The organism is Brachybacterium endophyticum, from assembly GCF_003130585.1.
Classification (GTDB): domain Bacteria; phylum Actinomycetota; class Actinomycetes; order Actinomycetales; family Dermabacteraceae; genus Brachybacterium; species Brachybacterium endophyticum.
Genome location: NZ_QFKX01000001.1, coordinates 870,708 through 885,489, shown reverse-complemented (window position 1 = coordinate 885,489; position 14,782 = coordinate 870,708). Strand labels below are relative to the sequence as shown.

Annotated in this window: 14 protein-coding genes; 7 read left to right on the top strand and 7 right to left on the bottom strand. The window is 71.9% G+C overall.

Annotation, left to right across the window (positions count from 1 at the left end; translation table 11 throughout):
* Nucleotides 1-45 precede the first annotated feature (45 nt).
* On the top strand, nt 46-1,344 hold the full coding sequence (locus DEO23_RS03880) for an isochorismate synthase (protein ID WP_109274646.1): 1,299 nt from the start codon (nt 46-48) through the stop codon (nt 1,342-1,344).
* A gap of 29 nt (nt 1,345-1,373) precedes the next feature.
* Here the strand turns inward: DEO23_RS03880 and DEO23_RS03875 are convergent, their stop codons facing one another.
* The 6 genes from DEO23_RS03875 to DEO23_RS16235 all read right to left on the bottom strand — a co-directional run bounded on the left by DEO23_RS03875 (nt 1,374) and on the right by DEO23_RS16235 (nt 8,721).
* Complete coding sequence (locus DEO23_RS03875; RefSeq protein ID WP_240613192.1) at nt 1,374-2,846, bottom strand: trypsin-like peptidase domain-containing protein; 1,473 nt, start codon at nt 2,844-2,846, stop codon at nt 1,374-1,376.
* An 82-nt stretch (nt 2,847-2,928) separates the two neighbouring features.
* Nucleotides 2,929-4,620 (bottom strand): 2-succinyl-5-enolpyruvyl-6-hydroxy-3-cyclohexene-1-carboxylic-acid synthase, encoded by a 1,692-nt coding sequence (gene menD, locus DEO23_RS03870; protein ID WP_109274645.1) that lies wholly within the window; start codon nt 4,618-4,620, stop codon nt 2,929-2,931.
* Nucleotides 4,617-5,609 (bottom strand): o-succinylbenzoate synthase, encoded by a 993-nt coding sequence (locus DEO23_RS03865; RefSeq protein WP_109274644.1) that lies wholly within the window; start codon nt 5,607-5,609, stop codon nt 4,617-4,619. The genes menD and DEO23_RS03865 overlap by 4 nt, the downstream gene beginning before the upstream one ends.
* Before the next feature lie 5 nt (nt 5,610-5,614).
* The gene (locus DEO23_RS03860) at nt 5,615-6,100 is read right to left on the bottom strand and encodes a glutathione peroxidase (RefSeq protein ID WP_109274643.1); all 486 of its coding nucleotides are present in this window, start codon (nt 6,098-6,100) and stop codon (nt 5,615-5,617) included.
* A 33-nt stretch (nt 6,101-6,133) separates the two neighbouring features.
* Complete coding sequence (locus tag DEO23_RS03855) at nt 6,134-7,645, bottom strand: amino acid permease (protein ID WP_240613215.1); 1,512 nt, start codon at nt 7,643-7,645, stop codon at nt 6,134-6,136.
* A gap of 176 nt (nt 7,646-7,821) precedes the next feature.
* Nucleotides 7,822-8,721: a DUF4352 domain-containing protein gene (locus tag DEO23_RS16235; RefSeq protein WP_205678831.1), complete on the bottom strand. Its 900-nt coding sequence runs from the start codon at nt 8,719-8,721 to the stop codon at nt 7,822-7,824.
* Nucleotides 8,722-9,338: 617 nt separating this feature from the next.
* On the opposite strand from DEO23_RS16235, the gene DEO23_RS03845 reads away from it, so the two are divergent.
* From DEO23_RS03845 to DEO23_RS03830, 4 genes are all read left to right on the top strand, one after another.
* Complete coding sequence (locus tag DEO23_RS03845; RefSeq protein ID WP_109274641.1) at nt 9,339-9,881, top strand: GNAT family N-acetyltransferase; 543 nt, start codon at nt 9,339-9,341, stop codon at nt 9,879-9,881.
* Between the two features lie 86 nt (nt 9,882-9,967).
* On the top strand, nt 9,968-10,936 hold the full coding sequence (locus tag DEO23_RS03840) for a 1,4-dihydroxy-2-naphthoyl-CoA synthase (RefSeq protein ID WP_420808009.1): 969 nt from the start codon (nt 9,968-9,970) through the stop codon (nt 10,934-10,936).
* A 6-nt stretch (nt 10,937-10,942) separates the two neighbouring features.
* Nucleotides 10,943-12,244: an AMP-binding protein gene (locus tag DEO23_RS03835; RefSeq protein WP_109274640.1), complete on the top strand. Its 1,302-nt coding sequence runs from the start codon at nt 10,943-10,945 to the stop codon at nt 12,242-12,244.
* A gap of 59 nt (nt 12,245-12,303) precedes the next feature.
* Nucleotides 12,304-13,185, top strand: coding sequence for a 1,4-dihydroxy-2-naphthoate polyprenyltransferase (locus DEO23_RS03830; RefSeq protein WP_109274639.1), 882 nt, complete (start codon nt 12,304-12,306; stop codon nt 13,183-13,185).
* Between the two features lie 40 nt (nt 13,186-13,225).
* On the opposite strand, the gene DEO23_RS03825 is transcribed toward DEO23_RS03830, so the two are convergent.
* Entirely contained in the window at nt 13,226-13,516 is a 291-nt protein-coding gene (locus tag DEO23_RS03825) for a DUF4229 domain-containing protein (protein ID WP_109274638.1), read from the bottom strand.
* A gap of 93 nt (nt 13,517-13,609) precedes the next feature.
* Here DEO23_RS03825 and DEO23_RS03820 point away from each other — a divergent pair, with 93 nt between their 5' ends.
* Nucleotides 13,610-14,341, top strand: a complete 732-nt coding sequence (locus DEO23_RS03820; RefSeq protein WP_109274637.1) for a GTP pyrophosphokinase — start codon at nt 13,610-13,612, stop codon at nt 14,339-14,341.
* Nucleotides 14,342-14,381: 40 nt separating this feature from the next.
* On the top strand, nt 14,382-14,756 hold the full coding sequence (locus DEO23_RS03815) for a PLD nuclease N-terminal domain-containing protein (protein WP_109274636.1): 375 nt from the start codon (nt 14,382-14,384) through the stop codon (nt 14,754-14,756).
* Nucleotides 14,757-14,782: the final 26 nt, after the last annotated feature.

The window sequence follows — 14,782 nt, the reverse complement described above, 5'->3', positions numbered from 1 at the left end:
GGCGGCAAGTCCAGCGCGCAGGCTCCGTGTCGCATAATCGTGCTGATGCCCACCTCCGACGCCCCCGCCGACCCGCCCTCGCTGCGCGTGCGCACCGTCCGCCTCGAGGACGATGTCGACCTGCTCACGCACCTCCCACGGGATCTCACCGCCGCCTGGCTCCGCCATGGGCAGGGCATGGTCGGTGTGGGGACGGCCTGGACCTGCAGCACCTCCGGACCGGATCGCTTCGAGGACGCCTCCGCGCGGTTCCGGGAGCTCGCGGCCGCCGCGCGCATCGACGACGAGGTGGGCGCCCGCGGCACCGGCCTGATCGCCTTCGGCAGCTTCTCCTACGCCGCTGCCTCCCCGCGCCCGTCGACCCTGCTGGTGCCCCGCGCCATCCTGGGGGTGCACGACAACGATCCGTTCCTCACCCTGGTCGCACCGGCGCAGGAGACGGAGGCCGACGGGTCGGTCCCTGCTCCCCTCGAACCGACCGACTGGAGGGACCTCTTCGGGTCGACGCCCCGCAACGAGCGCACCCGGGTGCAGATCGACCCCGATCACACTCCCGACGAGTACCAGGAGCTGGTGCGTCGCGCCCTGGGGATGATCGAGGAAGGGGCGGCGCAGAAGATCGTGCTCTCGGAGTCCTCGACCGTGCACCTCGAGCAGACCCAGCCTGTCGCGACCCTGCTGCAGCGCCTCGCCGACTCCTACCCGACCACCTGGGTCTATCACCTGGCCGACGTGATCGGGGCGACCCCGGAGATGCTCGCCGACACCGAGCAGGGGCGGCTGTTCAGCCGGGTGCTCGCGGGCAGCCGCCCCGTGGCCGAGGGAGCGGAGCTCGCCGAGCAGGACCGTCGGGCGTTCCGCAGCGACGCCAAGGAGCTCGCCGAGCACGCCTTCGCGATCGATTCGGTGACCTCCCGGCTCGCGGACCTGACGAGCGAGCTGACGGCCTCCGTGGAGCCCTTCGTGCTGCGCCTGCCGGGGATCGAGCACCTGGCCTCCGACGTCACCGGGCAGCTGCGCGAGGGTGTCACCAGTCTGGACGTGGCCGGCCGGCTGCATCCCTCGGCCGCGGTCAGCGGCACTCCGCGGGAGGCGGCCGACGCCGCCATCGCCGAGCTCGAGTCCCGCGACCGGGGCGGCTACGCCTCCCCCGTGGGATGGATGGACGCCGAGGGCGACGGCCAATGGGCGATCGCCCTGCGGATGGCGCATCTGGAGACGCCGACGCGCGTGCGGGTGCAGTCCGGCGGCGGGCTCGTGGCGGGGTCGGACCCGGTGCTCGAGCACGCCGAGGCCCTCGCCAAGTCACGCCCCGTGTTGCGCGCCATCGGCCGCCAGGAGTGATCCACCGGGCGTGAGCCGCCTGCGGCGGGTCAGCTCGCCTCGGTGAGGGTCACGTCGAGCGTGGTCTCCTTCTGGTCGCGCACGACGGTGAGCTGATGGGTCGAGCCGACCTCGAGCCCGCGGACCATGCCTGTGAGCGCTGCCGCCCCGTTGACCGGGACCCCGTCGACCTGGGTGATGAGATCGCCCTCGCGCAGCCCGGCGTCGGCGGCGCCGGAACCGGGCTCCAGCGAGTGCACCAGGGCCCCGCGGTAGGTGCTGGAGGAGACCTGCTGACTGCCGTCCTGCGCGGTCACACCGAGCAGCGCGTGCTTCGCGCTCCCGCTGTCGATGAGCTGGTCGGCGATGAGCTTGACCGTGTTCGAGGGGATCGCGAAGCCGAGTCCGATGCTGCCGGACTGCGATTCCTCCCCCTGCGAGAAGCTCGCGATCGAGGAGTTGATGCCCACCACCGAGCCGCTGGCGTTCACGAGCGGACCGCCGGAGTTGCCGGGGTTGATGGCGGCGTCGGTCTGCAGCGCCGAGGAGTACGTGGCATCGGAGGGGTCCGCGCTCTCCCCTTGCGTGGTCACGGGGCGGTGCACCGCGGAGATGATCCCGGTCGTCACGGTGTTCTGGAGGCCCAACGGCGTTCCGACGGCCATCGCCCCCTCGCCGACCTCGACGGAGTCGGAGTCCCCGAGGGAGGCGGGCGTGAGGTCCCCGGGCGGGTCCTGCATCGTGATCACCGCGAGGTCGGTGGTGGGGTCGGTGCCGACCACCCGGGCGGTGTAGGTGCGGCCGTCGGTCAGGGACACCTCGACCTTCTGGGCGCCGGAGACGACATGGTTGTTGGTGATGATCGTGCCGTCGTCGCGGTAGATCACGCCGGTCCCCTCGGCCGATCCGGAGCCGGTGCTGACGTCGATCGCCACGGTGCTGGGCGAGACCTTGTCGGCGACGGCCTCCCAGTCGGGGCTCTCGCCGTTTTTCGCGACGGGTTCGGCGTCCGCCGTGCGCGGGGAGCTGCTGCTCGTCGCGGCGTTCGGCGTGCTGTCGCCGTCGACCTGGTCGTACGCGATCACGCCGCCGAGCGTGAGACCGCTGGAGAGCAGCATCCCGGCCATCACCAGGCCGGCCACGCCCGCCCAGCCCGGACCGCGTCGCGAGCGGGTCCCGGCCGCCGAACCGCCCGCAGCATGGGTCGTGACGGCGTCCGGTCCGGTCCCCCAGGACCAGCCCGGGGACGCGGCCGGCTGCTCGCCCTGTGGATCGGTGTTCGCGTCGGCGCCGACCGCGGGCGATCCGTACGCGGGGCCACCCTGGGGGTCCGCCCCCGACGCCCCCTCGACGTCCCGTGCGTCCCAGCCGTAGCGGTCGGTCGGCATCTCGTGAGGGTCCAGACGCTCGGTCGGCTGTTCGCCGGGCGCGGGGTACGAGCCGTCCCCCGTGCCCGCCGGCGGCATGCCGGTCCCGCCCGGGCGGCCGTTGCCCTGCGGGGTGGTGTTCTCCTCGGATGACATGTGCGTCATTCCACCGCGCCATGCCCAGAAGTCCGTGCGTCGCAGCTGTGCACCAGCTGTGTCCTGCCCGCGCGCGGCCCTCTCACGGACCGACCACGATCATGCGTCGACCCGTGGCCGGGCCGGCGAGCAGCTCGGCGAGGTCCTCGCTCGCCGCCTCTCCCCCGACCCGGTGGGCGGGGATGCCCAGCGCCCGGGCGGCCTCGGCGATGTCGGTGCCGTGGGGTGTGGTGAAGAAGCGCTCGAGGAGCTGTGGCCGGGCTCGACTGTGCTCGAGGCCGCTGAAGATCCGGCCGCCGCCGTCGTCGACCACGACGATGTCGAGGTCGGGCTGCTGTTCGGCCGGCCCGATCACCCAGCCGGTGAGGTCGTGCAAGGCCGTCACGTCGCCGACGAGCAGACGCACCCGTCCCGGCGGCCGGGCGGCGAGCGCGTATCCGCCCGCCGTAGAGACCATGCCGTCGATCCCGGCGAGACCGCGTCCCGCGAGGACGGGCCCCCGTGCCTCGGGGGCGAGCTGCTCGAGGTCCCGCACCAGGGAGGACGAGCCGAGGATCAACGGGCTCCCGGAGGAGGTGGCTCCCCAGACGGCGAGCGCGGCGCGCTGCTGCCAGGAGAGGTCGGCCGAGGCGACCTCGTGCGCGCCGTCCTCGCGCCACCGGGCGAGGAAGGGGGAACCGGCGAGGTCCTCGGCAGCGCCGTCGACAGGCACGGGCAGGGAGGGCACGACGAGGTCGGCCCGTCGGGCGGCGTCGGACCACGCGGCGGTGGGATCCACGATCACCGTCTCGATGTCCGGGGCACCGAGAAGGCCGCTGACCACGCTACGCGAGAGCGTGGGGTGGCCCAGGACGACCGCGCGTTCGGGGCGCAGGGGGTGATCCTGCTCGCCGAGGATCCTCGCGAGCAGCCGTGGGTACCCGGGGATCATGCTGCTCCCCTCGCGGGCCCCGGAACTGGGTTCGGCGAGCAGCGGGAAGCCGTGCGCCTCGGCGTAGGCGCGGGCCAGGGGGCCGGCACCGTCGCCTGCCACCACGACCGTCCTCTGCACGGGCGTGAGCTCGGCGGGGTCGGTCGCCACGGGCGGCACGCGACGGGTGACGACGAGACGCTCGGTGCGCTCGTCCGCGGGAACCGGAGCGGGCACGGTGCCGTCCGCGGGCACCAGGGGATCACGGAACCCGAGGTTGACGTGGACGGGCCCGGGGTGGGGGCCGGTCGCCGCGGCGACGGCCCGCGCGAGAGTGCTGACCGCGGTGCGCAGCTCCACCTCGCTCGCGATGCCGCTCGTCGGCGCCGGGAGGTCGGCGGCGAACCGCACGGCATCCCCGTACAGCCCGGCCTGGTGCGTGGCCTGGTTGGCGCCGACGTCGCGCAGCTCGATCGGGCGGTCCGCTGTGAGGACGATGAGCGGGACCCGCGCGTGGTGGGCCTCGAGGACGGCGGCATGCAGGTGGGTCGTCGCCGTTCCCGAGGTGGTGACCACGACTCCCGGGGCGGAGGGATCGGCTCGCGAGGCGCCGAGCGCGGTGAAGGCCGCGGCCCTCTCGTCCAGTCGCACATGGGCCTGGAGTGCACCGGCGAGCGCCCGGTCCTCGAGCGCGTAGACCAGTGGGGCGGAGCGCGATCCGGGACTGATCGCCGCGTGGCGCACACCCAGGGCGACCAGGGTCCGCCAGATCGCCACGGCCTCCTCGACGGCGCCGGACCCGGCGGGGGCCGGGGCGTCGATCCGCAGCGGGGCGAAGGCGTCGCTCACGGAGTCCTCGCTCACGGCGTCCGGTCCACGGCGTGCGCGGCGCAGTCCTCGAGGCGCTGCTCCCAGCGGGCGGTGAGCTCGTGCGGAGCGCAGTGCGCGTCCAGCAGGGCGGGGTCCGGCTCCGGACGCACGGCGGGGATGACGCCGCCCTCGGCCCGCAGCGGGTCCTCGACGAGGTCACCCGTCAGCAGCACGCCGGTGGCGAGTCCGCAGGCGTGGGTGAGCTCGGGCAGGGAGGCGGCGAGCGCGAGGCCGGCGCTGAGGCCGATGCTCGTCTCCAGGGCGCTGGAGACCACCACCGGCAGGCCCGCGTCGGCCGCGAGGTCGAGGCAGCGGCGGATCCCACCGAGCGGCTGCACTTTCATCACCAGCACGTCCGCCGCCTCGACGCGGGCGACGCGCAGCGGGTCCTCCGCGCGGCGCACGAGCTCGTCGGCGGCGATGGGGACGTCCACGGCCCGACGCACGGCCGCGAGGTCCTCGAGGGTCACCACAGGCTGTTCGACATACTCGAGCCCGCCGGCCGCCCGGTCCAGCTGGGGGATGACGGAGATCGCCTCGTCGCGCTCCCACCGCGCGTTGGCGTCCACCCGGATCCTGGCATCGGGTCCCAGGGCGTCGCGCACGGCCTCGAGACGCTCGAGGTCCTCCGCGAGGGAGGAGCTGACATCCGCGACCTTGACCTTCGCCGTGCGGGCACCGCCGACGGCCGCGAGCCGGTGCGCGAGCACGGGCGGGACCACGGGGATGGTGACGTTGACCTCGACGTCCTCCCGCACCGCGGCCGGCCGCGGCAGGACGGCGTCCTCGAGAGCGCTGCGCAGCCAGGCCGCGGACTCCTCGACGCCGTAGTCCCAGAACGGGGAGAACTCCGACCATCCGGCCGGGCCCTGCAGGATGACGCCGTCGCGCGAGACGATCCCACGGAATCGCGTGGTCATCGGGATGGAGTAGACGCGGGCGTCCTGGATGCCCTGCTCGCGCAGGGCCGCGGGGATGCGCATGCCGCTCATGCCGCGGCCAGCGCCGATTCGATCGGGCCGCGCAGGTCCTCGGGCTCGGTGGCCGGGGCGAAGCGCTCCAGGACCGTGCCATCGGCCCCGATCAGGAACTTCGCGAAGTTCCATTCGATGTCCTCGCCCTCGGTGCCGGAGCGCTCGGAGCGCAGCCACGCGAACAGCGGGTCGGCGTCCTGGCCGTTGACGTCGATCTTGCCCAGGATCGGGAAGTCGACCCCGTACTCGGTGCGGCAGAAGGTCACCGCCTCGGCGTCGGTCCCGGGCATCTGACCCGAGAACTGGTTGCACGGGAAGCCCAGCACCACCAGGCCCTGGTCGCGGTGACGGGCGTACAGCTCCTGCAGGCCGTCGAGCTGCGGTGTGAGACCGCACTTGGAGGCGACGTTGACGACCAGGACGACGTTGCCGGCGTACTGGGAGAGATCGCTGCTGCCGCCGTCGGCGGTGCGGACGGTGAAGTCGTGCAGGCTGGTCATGGGGCCTCCTCCGAAGATCGTGACCTGCCCAGGCTAGTCCCGGCTGCCGGTCGCCGCCTGCACGGGTTCGCGGCGCCAGCGCGCGGCCTCCTCCTTCTCCTCGGCGACGCGCGCACGGAAGGCCTCTCGCTGCGCGGCGTGCTCGCTGCCGCGGCGGATCAGCAAGTAGCCGATGGCGACCACGACGAACCACACCGGGGTGGCCTCGAGCGCGGCGCGCGTGTCCGGCGCACCGGTGAGCGCCCAGACCAGGAACACGAAGAACCCGAGCACCACGTACGGCATCACGGATCCCAGCGGCATCGGGAAGCGACTGGCGGCATGCTCCTGGGGCCTGCGTCGCCGGTAGGCGAGGTAGCTGAACAGGATCATCGTCCACACGAACATGAAGCACAGCGAGGCGACCGTGGTGACCACGGTGAAGGCCGCGGACTCGCCCTGCCCTGCGACCAGCAGCACCACCGAGGCCAGCAGCATCACCCCGGTCAGGAAGAGCGCGTTCTGGGGCACCCGGCGCGAGGAGACCTTCGAGAAGATCCGCGGGGCGTCCCTCTGCGTGGCCAGGCTGAACACCATCCGCGAGGTCGAGTAGATCCCGGAGTTCGCCGAGGACATCGCGGAGGTCAGCACCACGAGGTTGACCACGGCGGCGGCCGCGGGCAGCCCGGCGGTCGCGAACACCTGGATGAACGGGGAGTCGTCGGCGCTGTAGACCGTCCACGGCATCACCGACATCAGGATCACCAGCGATCCCACATAGAACAGCAGGATGCGCACGGGGATCGAGCGGACCGCCCGCGGCAGGTTCGTCTCGGGGTCGCGGGTCTCGGCGGCGGTGGTGCCCACCAGCTCGATGCCCACGAAGGCGAAGGTCGCGATCTGGAAGGCGGCGGCGAATCCGCTGAAGCCGCGGGGGAAGAAGCCTCCCTCGTCCCACAGGTGGGTGAAGCTCGAGGTGCCGGCCTGGGTCTCGTAGCCGACGACCACGAGCACGAGACCGAGCACGATGAGGGCGAGGATCGCGACGATCTTGACCAGGGCGAACCAGAACTCGGCTTCGCCGAACGCACGGACCGTGGGCAGGTTCAGCCCGATCAGGAGGGCGATCACGAGAACCGCCAGCAGAGGCGTCGCCCAGGTGGGCAGGACGGGCAGCAGGTCCCGCAGGTACACCGAGGCGATGACGATGACGTCGGCGACGGCGGTGACGACCCAGCAGAACCAGTAGGTCCAGCCGGTGAAGAACGCCGCCCAGGGTCCCAGCAGGTCACCGGTGAAATCGGCGAAGTTCCGATAGTCGCTGCGGGAGAGCAGCAGCTCCCCCATCGCGCGCATCACGAAGTAGAGCATGAAGCCGATGACCACGTAGACCAGCAGCACGGAGGGCCCGGCCACGGAGATCGTCTTGCCCGACCCCATGAACAGGCCGGTGCCGATGGCACCACCGATCGCGATCAGCTGGATGTGGCGGTTGCCCAGGGACCGCTCGAGGTGCGGGGAGGAATCGGGCGTGCCGGAACCCGCGCCGTGGGACTGTGCCGACACCGATGTCGTGGAGGAAGAGGAATGACTCACCCGCGGGACCCTACCCATACGGGGGCGCTCACGGGTTCACAGGCGCGGCCGCACGAGGCGACGCACCACGGCGGTGGGGCCGCCCGGGACAGATGCCGATGCCGGCACCGACCCTAGGGAACGGCACCGACACCGGCACGACCGATTCAGCTCAGATCCACCTCAGCGGTCTCACCGAACCAGGAGGGGGTCATCTCCAGCGTGGGCACCTTCGTCCCCTTGGGCACGTCGTAGATGAGCTTGCCCTCGAAGGTGTTGCCGGGGTTGACGCTCTCAAGGCTGAGAGCGCCGTCCTCCAGGAAGGCGTCGTCGGAGACCGAGTACTCGGCTCCGTCCTCGCCGATCAGGGTGAAGTCGCCAGAGTAGAGCGTGGCCTCCTCCTTGCCCGCGTTCTTCACCTTCACGTCGACGATGACGAACTCGCCCTGAGGTTTCGCGTCCCAGTAGGTGTCGCCCACCTTGGTCACGCCAGTCTTCACATCGGTCACGGTGAGCTCGACGTCGTCCGCCTCCACGGCGTCACCGATCCCGACGTTCGTCTCTTCTGGCTGCGCCGACTCCGCTTCGTCGCCGTCGTCCGAAGATTTTTCAGCCTCGACCCTCTTCTTGGGCTTCTCGGCGGCGGGCTTCTCCTCCGCAGCCTTCTCCTCCGGCTTCTCCGAGGTGTCCTTCTCTGTCACTGCTGAGTCGGCGCCGTTCTCGGACTGCTGCGAGACCGCAGGGGCGGAGGACGGCTCCGTGGCCTCGGTGGTCGCGGCGTTGATCGAGCCGATCAAGAGTCCGATGGCGCACACGATGCCCGAGACGATCCATGCCATGGTCTTGTACCGCTCACGGTCCGCGAGCGGGCGGCCGTACTTGTCGTGCGAGGCGCCCGATAGGTGCAGGATCAGGTCGATCAGCGCCCAGATGCCGCACCCACCGCAGGTGAGCAGCTTGCCGATCCCGAGACCTACCTGGCCCAGGTAGAAGCGGTCGATCCCGAAACCACCGAGGAACAAGGACAGCAACCAGGTCGTGAGGAACGACTTGGGCGGGATCGGCATGCCCGTGGCAGGGTCGATCGGACCGGACGGGTGGCCGGTGCCGCCCTGCGGGATCGCACTCCATTGCTGCTGGGCGTGAGCGTACTGACCGGGGTTCGGGCTGCCCGGACCGTAGGGGTGCGCGGGCGACCCGTATCCGGGGTTCGGGGAACCGTAGGGCTGCGAGGGCGAGCCGAACGGCTTCTGACCTCCGTACGGGCCGGGTGCCCCGTGAGTTCCCTGTGCACCGTGAGGAGCGGGGGATCCGTAACTGCTCGGCGAGCCGTAGGGACTCGGCGAACCGTAGGGGCTGGACGAGGCGGAGGGCTGCTGTGGGGCGCCCTGGCCGGGACGCGAGCCGTACGGGTCATTCTGAGCGTTCCCGTACGGCGGATTCGGACCAGTGGACAACTCATCTCCTGGAGGTGCGTGCGCACGCCGGGATCGGTGTGCGCGGAACAGATGCCTGCGGCATCGCCGACTCGATTCCCGGGATCCCGTCGACGTTGAGGGGACTCCGGGAGTCGGCTGATCGCAATCTAACCGCCCCCTGGGACATTTCTGGACAGTTCGGTGTTCAGCGGGCAGTTCGTGATGATTCCGAGACCCTCGTCGGCACCTCCCCATACCCTCGTCCCATGCCGCATCTCCGACCCGTGCGCGCAGGCGACGCCGGCGCGATCCTCGACGCGTTCACCGCATCGGCCGACATGTCCCGACAAGGCGACGTGCACGACGCCACCTCGGCCACGGAGTACTGCACCTGGCTGCGAGGTGCCGACCGCCGTGCGTACGCGGTCGTCGACGACGGGGACGACCGCATGGTCGGCCTGGTCGCGGTCACGATCGACGACGACAACCGCAGCGGCTGGTTCTTCTACTGGCTGCACCGTTCACATCGGTCGAGGGGTCTCATTGCGCGTGCTGCTGCGACGCTCGCCGAGCGTGCCCTGCGCCCGGAGCCGAACGGCGGCTGGGGGCTCGAGCGCCTCGAACTCGGCCACCGCGTCGACAACCCTGCCTCCGGCGCGGTGGCGCGCGCCGCCGGGTTCCTCCACGAGGGCACGGAGCGCCGGAAGTTCCTCGTCGACGGTGAGCGCGTGGACGTGCTCGCCTACGGGCGGCTCGACACCGATCCGGCGCCGTCGACCCCGCTGCTGTCGTGGTCCGACGGGGCCTGAGACGGGGCCCCTGCGCACCGCCCCGTCAGCCGGATCACGCCACCTCGGCCCCGTGCCACGCCTCCTGCGGGGATACCCTGCTGAGCATGTCCCCCTCCGAACTGCCCCGAGCGGTCTCCGACACCTTCGACCCCCGGCGCTGGCGGGAGATCGGCGTCGAGGAGCTCGGGGGCCCTGCCCTCACCGACCTCACCTACCACCGAGCGGTGGATCGCAGCGGCGACGGGGCCCCGACGGACCTGCCGTGCGTGCGGATCGCCTTCGACCGCCCCGAGGTGCGCAACGCCTTCCGCCCCCACACGGTCGACGAGCTCTACCGCGCCCTCGACCACGCGCGTCTGGACACCGGCGTGGGCGTCATCCTGCTGACCGGCAACGGCCCCTCCCCCAAGGACGGCGGCTTCGCCTTCTGCTCCGGTGGTGACCAGCGGATCCGCGGACGCTCCGGCTACCAGTATGCCGAGGGTGAGACCGCCGAGACCGTCGGCGCCGGGCAGGCCGGGCGCCTGCACATCCTCGAGGTCCAGCGTCTGATGCGCACCATGGGGAAGGTCGTGATCGCCGTGGTCAACGGCTGGGCGGCGGGCGGCGGGCACTCCCTGCACGTGGTCTCCGACCTCTCGATCGCCTCTCGGGAGAACGCCCGTTTCATGCAGACGGATGCGAACGTGGGCTCCTTCGACGGCGGCTACGGATCCGCATATCTGGCCAAGCAGGTGGGTCAGAAGCGGGCGCGGGAGATCTTCTTCCTCGCCGAGGAGTACTCCGCACAGGACGCCTACGACTGGGGCGCCGTGAACCGGGTGGTCGACCACGAGCACCTCGAGGACGAGGCGCTCGCGATGGCCGCGAGGATCGCGACGAAATCGCCGCAGGCGATCAGGATGCTCAAGTTCGCCTTCAACCTGGCCGACGACGGCCTGATGGGCCAGCAGGTCTTCGCCGGGGAGGCCACCCGCCTCGCCTACATGACCGACGAGGCCGTCGAGGGCCGTGACGCCTTCCTCGAGCACCGCGCCCCCGACTGGTCCTCCTTCGGCCACCCGCAGGGCTGACCTGCGATGACCGAGAGCACGGGGCCGGAGGCCCCCTGGCTGCGACCGGCCCCGTGGGACGGCTCCGCACGCTCGCTCGCCGAGCACGCCGACGCCGTCGGGCAGATGATGGCCGGACGCGCCCGGCTGTGGCTCGGTCCCTTCGACCCGCCCGCACACCTCCCGGCCGGTTTCGAGGACACGGTGCTCGTCGTCCCCACCTCGGGGTCGACCGGCGGCGCGAAGGCCGTCGCGCACCCTGTGGCCTCGCTGCTGGCGTCCCAGGACGCGACCGCGCAGCTGTTCGCGCAGGACGGCACCGTCGAGGGCCTGCCCGCGAGCGGCGGGCACGGGCACTGGCTGCCGCTGCTGCCGCCCACCCACATCGCCGGGATCCAGGTGCTCGCCCGCGCCCATCGTGCCCAGCGTGCGCTGGGTCTGGCCCGGGTCCCGCTGGCCGACCCGCTCCCCGACCTCGCCGCACACTTCGACGCGGCGCACTTCGCCGAGCTCGCGGCACCCGCCCTCGCGCAGGCGCACGACGCGGGACTGCCGGCCTTCACCTCCCTGGTGCCCACGCAGCTCACCCGCATCCTGGCCGACGCCTCGGCCGACGGCGCCCGGGCCCGCTCCCTGCTCTCGCGCTTCGCGGCCGTGCTGGTGGGCGGCGCGGCGACCCCTCCGGACCTGCTCGCCCGTGCCCGCGGCGCCCGTGCGCGCGTGCGCACCACCTACGGCTCCTCGGAGACCGCGGGCGGCTGCGTCTACGACGGCGTCCCCCTGCCCGGCGTGCGCCTCGAGGTGACCGGGCCAGGGCCGGAGGGACGACTGCGGATCTCCTCCCCGACGCTCGCGACCGGATACCTGCTGCCCGATGGCACGGCACGCACCGAGGACTTCCCGGCCGACGGACCCCAGGGCGAGCGCGTCTTCGCCACCAGCGACCTCGCACGCCTGGACGAGGGGCGTCTGCAGATCCTGGGGCGGGCCGACGACGTCATCACCACCGGCGGCCTCAAGGTCGTTCCCCAGGACGTCGAACGCGCGATAGAGCGCTCGCTGATGCTGCGTGGCCTGGTCGCGGAGGCCGTCGTCGTCGGCGTCCCGGATCCCGAATGGGGTTCCGCCGTCGAGGCCCTCGTCGTCCCGACCGCCCAGGCACCCGAGCCCGCCGACCTCCCCGCCCTGGTCCGTTCCGCACTGCGCACCACCGGTGTCCCCGGCCATGCCGTGCCCCGGCGTGTGCACCTTGTCGAGGCCCTGCCCCTGCACGGGATCGGCAAGATCGACCGAGCCCAGGCGGCACGGATCGCGGCCGCCCACCACTGACGGGGCACGTAGACTTTTCCGGGCCGCATCGGGCGGCCCTCGATCCTCCGAGGAGCACCATGGCCACGCTGTCCCAGTGGGTCGAGGGCGCACGCCCCCGCACCCTCCCCGCCGCGATCGCCCCGGTCGCCGCCGGCACAGGAGCCGCCCTGTGGGACACCGGTTTCGAGGCGGGCATCGCGATCCCGCGTGCCCTGCTGGCCCTGGGCGTCGCCCTCAGCCTCCAGATCGGCGTGAACTACGCCAACGACTACTCCGACGGGGTGCGCGGAACGGACGACGACCGCGTCGGCCCCTTCCGCCTCACCGGATCGCGCGCAGCCACCCCGGCGGCGGTCAAGCGGGCCGCCGTCCTCGCGCTCGGGATCGGCGGCCTGCTGGGTCTGGCGCTGATCGCGATCGCCGGCATCTGGTGGACGGTCGTCGTGGGCGCCGCCGCGATCGCGGCCGCCTGGTTCTACACCGGCGGGAAGCGTCCCTACGGCTACCTGGGCCTGGGCGAGCTGTTCGTCTTCGTGTTCTTCGGACTGGTCGCCGTGTGCGGCACGGCCTATGCGATCACCGAGCGGCTGACGGCGGTCGCCGTGCTGGCGGCGTGCGCGATCGGTCTGCTCGCGGTCGTCATCATGCTGACGAACAACCTGCGGGACCTGCCGACGGACAGCCTGGTCGGCAAGCGCACGCTCGCGGTGCGGCTGGGCGATCGGGGTACGCGGATCCTGCTCACGGCGTGCATCGTGGTGCCGTTCGTGCTGATGGTGCCGGTGATGATCCTGCACCTGCCGACGCTGCTGGTGCTGCTCGCGGCGCCGCTGGCGATCAGGCCGCTGCGGATCGTGCTGGCAGGGACCCAGGGGCGGGCCCTGATCCCCGTGCTCGCCGCCGCCGGGCGTCTGGAGCTCGTCTTCTCCCTGCTGCTGCTGGTGGCACTGGCGATCTGAGAGCGCTGCGCGCTCGCGCGTCGGTCGTCGGGACCCGCGGTCAGGCGCGAGGGAACTGCTCGTCCTCCTCGTCGTCGAGGAGGGCGTCCTCCTCCTCGGCGTCCTCGTCGTGGACGGGACCGCGGCGGGCGCGGCGACGCTCGTCGGCCGACTGCAGGCGACCGGCCAGGCGCTCGCGGAACCTGCTGAGCAGGAGCACGGAGACCAGGAAGGCGATCAGGACGGCGATGATGCCGGCGAGGTAGAAGCCCACCCCGACCAGCACCAGCAGCCACCACGCCACCAGCAGCACGGCCAGGCGCAGCAGCGTGTAGAGCAGGAGGTCTCGCATGGTCGCCAGCGTAGTGCGCGCAGCTGGGTCCGGCCCGAGCGCAGAGGCCCCCGCCACACCGCACGCCCAGCCTCCGGTGGCAGGATCCCGCTCATGAGTGGTGAACGTGCCCCGGGAGCCGTCTCCTCGGCTCCCCGCCAGGGCATCGATCCCCAGGCGATGGAGTTCCTGCGACGCCTGGCGGGTCCCGATGCCGAACAGCTGGATACGGAGACCATGCTGCGACGCATGCAAGGACGCATGCGCTCCTTCCTGCTGGAGTACAAGTTCGCGCTGGACGAGGTCAGCACGAAGGTCGGGATCCTGCGCGAGCAGTTCGACGCCGCCCACGAGCACTCCCCCATCGAGCACGTCAAGACACGGCTGAAATCGGTCGAGTCGCTGATGGCCAAGATCGCCCTGCGCGGCGTGCCGGCGGATCTCACGCAGATCCGCGAGCAGATCTTCGACATCGCCGGCCTGCGCGTCACCAGTCCCTACGTGGCCGACGTGCACCTGGTGGCGGATGCGCTGCGGCGCCAGGAGGACCTCACGGTGCTGCAGGAGAAGGACTACATCGCGGCCCCGAAGCCCAACGGATACCGCTCGCTGCACCTGATCGTGCGGGTCCCCGTGTTCCTGGCGGAGAAGACGGTCCACGTGCCGGTCGAGATCCAGCTGCGCACCATCGCGATGGACTTCTGGTCCAGCACCGAGCACTCGCTGCGCTACAAGTTCGACGGCGACGTGCCCGAGCAGCACTCACGACGCATGTCCCAGATCGCCGAGACCACCCGGGAGCTCGACGAGCAGATGGCCGAACTGAGGCGGGTCCTGGCGTCCTGACGGATCTCCGGAGCACCCTGCACATCCGTAGACTGATCACATGCTCAAAGCAGTGCTCGCCATCGCCTCGATCGCGCTGACGGTCTACGCCCTCGCCGACTGCATCCAGAGCGAGGACGCGCGGATGCGCGGGCTGCCGAAGTGGGCGTGGATCGTGCTGATCGTCCTGCTGCCGTGGGTGGGCCCGCTCACCTGGCTGCTGGCCGGCAGGGACCGTCGGGACGGCGGGCGCTCCCCGTTCGACGCGCGCGGCACGGGCCCCGGCCAGGGAGGAAGGGGCCGACCGGACCGATCCGGCCCCCGCGCTCCGGACGACGACCCCGATTTCCTGCGCAAGCTCGACGAGGACATCCGCCGCGAACGACGCGAGCAGGGCCGGCGAGGTCAGGGGGACGAGGACGACTCCTCGTCCTGATGTCCCCGAGCGGTGGTCGCCGCCGC